Origin of the sequence: Streptomyces sp. NPDC058665, assembly GCF_042714995.1 — a bacterium.
In the GTDB taxonomy this organism is placed as follows: Bacteria; Actinomycetota; Actinomycetes; order Streptomycetales; family Streptomycetaceae; genus Streptomyces.
Map to the genome: position 1 here is coordinate 24,685 of NZ_JBHXRX010000015.1, position 6,536 is coordinate 31,220.

At 71.0% G+C, this 6,536-nt stretch carries 6 protein-coding genes; 1 reads left to right on the forward strand and 5 read right to left on the reverse strand.

The window, feature by feature from the left end; translation table 11 throughout:
• Window positions 1-44 precede the first annotated feature (44 nt).
• The gene (locus ACFWV8_RS12210) at window positions 45-1,166 is read left to right on the forward strand and encodes a M48 family metallopeptidase (RefSeq protein ID WP_384200183.1); all 1,122 of its coding nucleotides are present in this window, start codon (window positions 45-47) and stop codon (window positions 1,164-1,166) included.
• 40 nt (window positions 1,167-1,206) lie between these two features.
• On the opposite strand, the gene ACFWV8_RS12215 is transcribed toward ACFWV8_RS12210, so the two are convergent.
• The 5 genes from ACFWV8_RS12215 to proB all read right to left on the reverse strand — a co-directional run bounded on the left by ACFWV8_RS12215 (window position 1,207) and on the right by proB (window position 6,304).
• Window positions 1,207-2,301 (reverse strand): hypothetical protein, encoded by a 1,095-nt coding sequence (locus ACFWV8_RS12215; RefSeq protein ID WP_384200185.1) that lies wholly within the window; start codon window positions 2,299-2,301, stop codon window positions 1,207-1,209.
• Between the two features lie 128 nt (window positions 2,302-2,429).
• Window positions 2,430-3,026: a hypothetical protein gene (locus tag ACFWV8_RS12220; RefSeq protein WP_329387780.1), complete on the reverse strand. Its 597-nt coding sequence runs from the start codon at window positions 3,024-3,026 to the stop codon at window positions 2,430-2,432.
• 70 nt (window positions 3,027-3,096) lie between these two features.
• Window positions 3,097-4,389, reverse strand: a complete 1,293-nt coding sequence (locus ACFWV8_RS12225) for a glutamate-5-semialdehyde dehydrogenase (protein WP_384200187.1) — start codon at window positions 4,387-4,389, stop codon at window positions 3,097-3,099.
• Window positions 4,390-4,500: 111 nt separating this feature from the next.
• A complete protein-coding gene (locus ACFWV8_RS12230; protein ID WP_329387774.1) occupies window positions 4,501-5,031 on the reverse strand; it encodes a hypothetical protein in 531 nt (176 codons plus the stop codon).
• Between the two features lie 145 nt (window positions 5,032-5,176).
• Window positions 5,177-6,304: a glutamate 5-kinase gene (gene proB, locus ACFWV8_RS12235; RefSeq protein ID WP_329387769.1), complete on the reverse strand. Its 1,128-nt coding sequence runs from the start codon at window positions 6,302-6,304 to the stop codon at window positions 5,177-5,179.
• Window positions 6,305-6,536: the final 232 nt, after the last annotated feature.

The window sequence follows — 6,536 nt, forward strand, 5'->3', positions numbered from 1 at the left end:
CGGCAGGGGGACGAGCCGGTGACTCGTACGGACAGGGGAATTCAATGACCGAAGACAGCCACGACGCAGCCAGTCGCGAGAACGTGCCGAGCAGGCAGCGCAAGCGATTCCCCGGTATCTCCTCACGGGCGTACGAACATCCCGCGGACCGCTCCGCCCTGGTCGCGCTGCGCAAGCTGAGCGGTTTCGACACGGTCTTCAAGGCGATGAGCGGCCTGCTGCCGGAGCGCAGCCTGCGGCTGCTCTTCCTCTCCGACTCGGTACGCGTCAGCGACGTGCAGTTCACGCATCTGCACACAATGCTGCTGGACGCCTGTTACATCCTGGACCTGGAGAAGGTCCCCACGATGTACGTCGCGCAGAACCCGACGCCGAACGCCATGTGCATCGGTCTCGACGAGCCGATCATCGTGATCAACACGGGTCTCGTCGAGCTGCTGGACGAGGAGGAGATGCGGGCGGTCGTCGGCCACGAGGTGGGCCACGCGCTGTCCGGGCACTCCGTCTACCGGACGATACTGCTGTTCCTCACGAACATCGCGCTCAAGGTCGCCTGGATCCCGCTCGGCAATGTCGCGATCATGGCGATCGTCTCGGCGCTGCGCGAGTGGTTCCGCAAGTCGGAGCTGTCCGCGGACCGGGCGGGGCTGCTGGTCGGCCAGGACCCCCAGGCGTCGATGCGCGGCCTGATGAAGATCGCGGGCGGCAATCATCTGCACGAGATGAACGTCGACGCGTTCCTGGAGCAGGCGCGGGAGTACGAGGAGGCGGGCGATCTGCGGGACTCCGTGCTCAAGATCCTGAACGTGCTGCCGCGTACTCACCCGTTCACGACGGTGCGCGCCGCCGAGCTGAAGAAGTGGGGCGAGAGCCGCGACTTCCAGCGGATCATGGACGGGCACTACCCGCGTCGTACGGAGGACAAGGACACGTCCGTCAGCGACTCGATCCGTGACTCCGCCTCGCATTACGCGGACTCGGTCCGCACCAGCAAGGACCCGCTGATGAAGCTGGTCGGCGACATCGCCGGCGGCGCGGGGGACCTCGGCGGCAAGCTCAGGGACAGGTTCACGGGCGGCTCGTCGGGCAACGCGGGCGGCGGAAGCGGAAGCAGCGGCGACAGTGCCAACGGCAACGGTGCCAAGCCCGCCGACGACGGGAAGTAGCCGTAGGGCCCCCTCCGGCCCGCCGGTGCCCGGACGGGGATCAGTCGCGGGGCTGTGCGTTGTTGTCGAGGACGCCGCACAGCCCGGCGGAGGGCGGTCCCTTCACGTACGGATCGGTGCCCGCCGGTCCCGCGGGCGTCGCCCTGGCCCCGGCCAGCAGGGGTCTCAGGGTGGTCGGGGGCTCCTTGGAGCAGGCCTGCGGTCCCGCCTGTACCTCGCTGGTCACCAGCTCGGCCTGATGCCGGGGCAGGTCCTCGCGGTCGAGCCGGAAGTGCAGGGTCCGCCGGACGGTGAAGAGCGACGCGTCCTCCCCCGCCGGCTTCCCGGCCGGTTTGAGCGCGTAGACGAAGGTGTGGTCCGAGAGCACGTCGATCGTGCCGGGCGCTGACTCGGCGAACCGCAGCGTGCCCCTGACCCGGACGGCCGACTCGGCGAGCGCCACCTTCTCCGGGTCGAAACGGACCAGCCAGCCGACGGGAGCGTGCCTGCCGTCGTCGGCGGGCTCGGCGAAGGTCTGGTCGAACTGGGCGAGCTGCCCCGGGTCCAGCAGCATCCGCACCGAGCGCCGCTGCGTGCCGGTGAGGACGTCCGGGTCGAGGGACGAGGCGACGAGATAGTCCTTGGCGGTGGCCAGCGCGGCCATCACCTCGTTCTCCGTGAAGTGCGGTGTGCGGCGCGCCGGCGGCAGTGGGATGCCGGAGGCACCCGTGCCGAACTCCGCGGCGGGGCTGCGCCGCAGCAGACTCCTGGGGTCGTCGCCCGGCACCTCTCCGGCGGGGGCGAGCGGGATGACCGTCATACGCAGCGGTTCCGCCGACCGGGTGAACGGCGGCCGGTACGGGGGTCGTACACCTACATAGACGGCGGTACCGAAGGCCACGGCGACCACCAGCACCAGCAGCAGCGCCTGGACCGATCCCCTGCGGGGAGTCAGCGAGCCGGCGCGGGACCTCTCGGCGGGGGCTCGTCGGCGTACGGCATGGGAGTTGTCGCCCATCCGCTCCCGGGCTGAGAACTCCTGGAGCCGGGCAGCACGGACGAACGATTCGTCGAAGACGACGGATCGGAATTCGTCCTCGCCACCGCCGGGGGTTCCCTCAGGCGTGCCCTCGGGTGGGTCTCCGCGCCCTGCCATACCTTCAGGTTAGGTCGGCTCGGCCGAACATAAACTCGGACGCCGTCCCCAAGAACGACATGGGTCAGGGAGCGTCGGAGAGCGCTTTTCGGGGTACGCGCGAGGCTTCCGGGGGCGCTGAACGCGGTTCAGGGCGTGCTGCGCGGCACGGCCGAGACCTTGGGGACCGAATACTCCGTCGAGGTCGTGGGCCCGTCTCCGCCGCGCGACGCGTCGACGCCGGTCGTGGCGGGCGGCGGCACCCGGTCCTGACGGTTGCCCGACGCCCCGCGGTAGACGGCCGTGAACGCGAGAGCGACCATCCCGATGCCCATCACGACGGCGAGGACCCAGGCGACGGGCCGGTGCCAGCGGGCGCGGCCACGGTAGGGACGCAGAGAGCCGCCGTGGCGGCCGTACGGGCCGAAGTCGCCGTCGGGGTCGTCCGGGTCGTACGCGCCGCCGTACAGCCGCTCGTCGGCGTACTCGCCCGACGGGCCGTAGCCGTCCTCGTAACGCTCGTCGTCCGGAGGGCCACCGTAGGGCCGGGCGCGGGCCGCCTCGGCGTCCGCGCGCGCCTGCGCGGCGGCCAGCAGCCGCTCCACGGCGGTCGGTTCATGAATGGGTGCGGACCGGATGAATTCCTCGTCGAACACCACGGAGGCGAAGTCCTCGTCCGCGCCTCCGCGGTCGTCGTCAGGCTCCCAGCCGTCCGGGAACGGCTTGCCCCCCACGTCGTCCGGCACCTTCTCAGAGTAGACCGGGGAGGACGTTTTCGGCAGAGACCGTGCAGATTCCCCGGGATTCCCCTTCCGGCTACCGTGTGTGACCGTCGCCCGTCACGATGTACTTGGTCGAGGTCAGCTCGGGCAGCCCCATCGGGCCGCGCGCGTGCAGCTTCTGCGTGGAGATGCCGATCTCGGCGCCGAAGCCGAACTGGCCGCCGTCGGTGAACCGCGTCGACACGTTGACGGCGACGGTCGTGGAGTCGACCAACTGGGTGAAACGGCGGGCCGCCGCCTGTGAGGTGGTGACGATGGCCTCGGTGTGCCCGGATGACCAGAGCCGGATGTGCGCGACGGCGCTCTCCAGCGAGTCGACCACGGCGGCGGCGATGTCGTACGACAGGTACTCGGTCTCCCAGTCCTCGGCGGTCGCCGCGACGACCGTGGCCTCGGTGCCGCCCGCCGCCTGCGCGTACTCAAGCACCCGCTCGTCCGCGTGGACGGTGACCCCGGCCGCGGCGAGCGCGTCCAGCGCGCGCGGCAGGAACGCGGCGGCGATGTCCTGGTGGACCAGGAGAGTCTCGGCGGCGTTGCAGACGCTGGGGCGCTGGGCCTTGGAGTTGATGAGGATGTCGACGGCCATGTCGAGATCGGTCTCGGCGTCCACGTAGACATGGCAGTTGCCGGTGCCGGTCTCGATGACGGGGACGCTGGACTCCTCGACGACCGTACGGATCAGCGAGGCGCCGCCGCGCGGGATCAGGACGTCGACCAGACCGCGGGCGCGCATCAGTTCACGTACGGAGTCGCGGCTCTCACCGGGAACGAGCTGGACGGCGTCGGCCGGCAGCCCGGCCCCGCCGACGGCGTCGCGCAGCACGCGCACGAGCGCGGTGTTGGAGGCGTACGCGGAGGACGAACCGCGCAGCAGCACGGCGTTGCCGGACTTCAGACAGAGCGCCGCCGCGTCCACGGTGACGTTGGGGCGGGCCTCGTAGATGATCCCGACGACGCCGAGCGGGACCCGGACCTGGCGCAGGTCGATCCCGTTGGGCAGCGTCGAGCCGCGCACGACCTCGCCGACCGGGTCGGGCAGCGCGGCCACGTCCCGTACGTCGGCGGCGATGGCCCGCACGCGCTCGGGCGTGAGGGTCAGCCGGTCGATGATCGCCTCGCTGGTGCCCGCTTCCCTGGCACGCGCGATGTCCTCACCGTTCGCCTTGATGATCTCCTGCGTACGGACCTCAAGAGCGTCGGCGATCGCCAGCAGTGCGTCGTCCTTGACCGAGCGCGGCAGTGGGGCGAGGTCGGCGGCTGCGGAGCGTGCGCGGTAGGCGGTCCTGGTGACCGGTGTCAGGTTGTCGTACGGCGAGAGCGAGGTCATGCCCGCAGAGTAATGCGCGCGCTGCGGGCACTTCCCCCGTATCCCGTACTGCGAGACGGCCGCGGCCTTCACCGTGTAGGGCGGCCTCTGTCCTCGCCGTCGTCCTTGCCGTCAGAACGGATGGACGCCCACCGGCGCCGCCGGCGGCGGACCGTAGCCTTCCGCGATCCGCAGGTGGTACGTCTCGCGGTCGATGACCTCCAGGCCGACGATCTCCCAGGGCGGGAGCTTGGCGCTCGACCGGTGCTCGCCCCAGAGCCGTAGCGCGACCGCCGCGGCGTCGTGCAGATCCCTGGCCTCTTCCCAGTAGCGGATCTCCGCGTGGTCGTTGGCGTATCTGCTGGTCAGCAGGAACGGATGGTCGTGGGCGAGCTGTTCGAGGCCCCGTCTGACCTCGGTGAGCGGCGCCTGCGAACCCGACACGCTGAGCGTGATGTGCCACAGCTTCGACACCGCGCGGTCCTCACCGCGGCGCGACTGGGTCTGCCGGGACGTGCCCGGATCCTCCACGTCGTCGAAGTCGTCGAAGTCCGCCCCGGCTCCGACGCTGGTCAGCGTCCGTTCTTCCCCCGCGGCCCTCCGGGCGTGCAAGGTGCCTCCTCCTGACCCGAGGGACCCCGCCCCCGGGCGCGTTCGTCTCACCGGCGGCCTCCTGTTGCTGGTTCGTCGTACTGCTACCCCGCCTTTAACCCCTGAGACAAAGTTGACCAGCCCTGGGCGGGGCATGGGGTGGTTTCGGTAAAGGTCCCTTCCAAAAAGCCGGACTTTCAGCCGTTTCAGGCGTACGTCAAGGATGCAGGATGACCAGATCGTCCCTGTGTACGACCTCCCGCTCGTACGCGGGTCCCAGTTCGCGCGCCAGATCCCGGGTGGAGCGGCCGAGGAGCTGAGGGATCTCCTTGGCGTCGAAGTTGACGAGACCGCGGGCCACGGCCCGGCCCGCCGTGTCACGCAGTTCGACCGGGTCCCCCGCGCTGAACTCCCCTTCCACCGCGGCGATTCCGGCCGGCAGCAGCGAGGTGCGGCGCTCGACGACGGCCCGTACGGCGCCGTCGTCGAGGGTCAGCGCGCCCTGCGGGGTCGACGCGTGGGCGAGCCAGAGGAGGCGGTCGGCGGACCGGCGGCCGGTTCGGCCGAAGTACGTACCCGTGTCGCGGCCGGCGAGGGCGTCGCCCGCGCGGCCGGCCGACGTCAGTACGACGGGGATGCCGGCGGCGGCGGCGATCCTGGCCGCCTCGACCTTCGTGACCATGCCGCCGGTACCGAGCCCCGCTTTGCCGGCGCTGCCCATGGAGACGCCGACGAGATCGGCGGGGCCGTCGACGCGCTCGATCCGTGAGCTGCCCGGCTTGCTGGGGTCGCCGTCGTACAGACCGTCGACGTCCGAGAGCAGGACGAGCAGATCGGCGCGGACGAGGTGTGCGACGAGGGCGGCCAGCCGGTCGTTGTCGCCGAAGCGGATCTCCTCGGTGGCGACGGTGTCGTTCTCGTTGACGACCGGGACGGTGCCCATGGTGAGCAGCTGGTCGAGGGTGCGGTAGGCGTTGCGGTAGTGGGAGCGGCGGCTGGTGTCGTCGGTGGTGAGCAGGACCTGGCCGACGCGCAGCCCGTAACGCGAGAAGGACGAGGCGTAGCGCGCGACGAGCAGCCCCTGCCCGACGCTGGCCGCCGCCTGCTGGCGGGCGAGGTCCCGTGGCCGGCGGGCGAGGCCGAGCGGGGCGAGCCCGGCGGCGATGGCGCCGCTGGAGACGAGAACGATCTCCTTCTCGCCGCCGCTGCGGGCCTTGGCGAGTACGTCGACGAGGGCGTCGACCCGATCGGCGTCGAGCCCACCGGAGGCGGTGGTGAGCGAGGACGACCCAACCTTGACGACGATCCTGCGGGCTTCCGTTACGTGCTGCCTTGCCACTGTCACGCCCCGAACCTATGCCAGCGCCGGGACCGGACGCGCGCGTGTTTCACGCGCTGGACAGGCCACGGGGTCGCTCGGCGCGGCTGTGTGCGTGCGCGTAGGGCGCGAGCCCTCGCGCTCGCCCACCGGCACGGCGCCGTGCCGGTGGGTCGCGGGGGACGTGACCGGATCGGGGTGGGCGGGGTGGGCCGCTGCGCGGGGCATTCCCTGTCTCTTATACACAAATACCAGCCCC

Bases quoted from the DNA above. Each gene is read 5' to 3' on its own strand.
- ACFWV8_RS12210 (WP_384200183.1), top strand. From the start codon at position 45: ATGACCGAAGACAGCCACGACGCAGCCAGTCGCGAGAACGTGCCGAGC.
- ACFWV8_RS12215 (WP_384200185.1), bottom strand. From the start codon at position 2,301: ATGGCAGGGCGCGGAGACCCACCCGAGGGCACGCCTGAGGGAACCCCC.
- ACFWV8_RS12225 (WP_384200187.1), bottom strand. From the start codon at position 4,389: ATGACCTCGCTCTCGCCGTACGACAACCTGACACCGGTCACCAGGACC.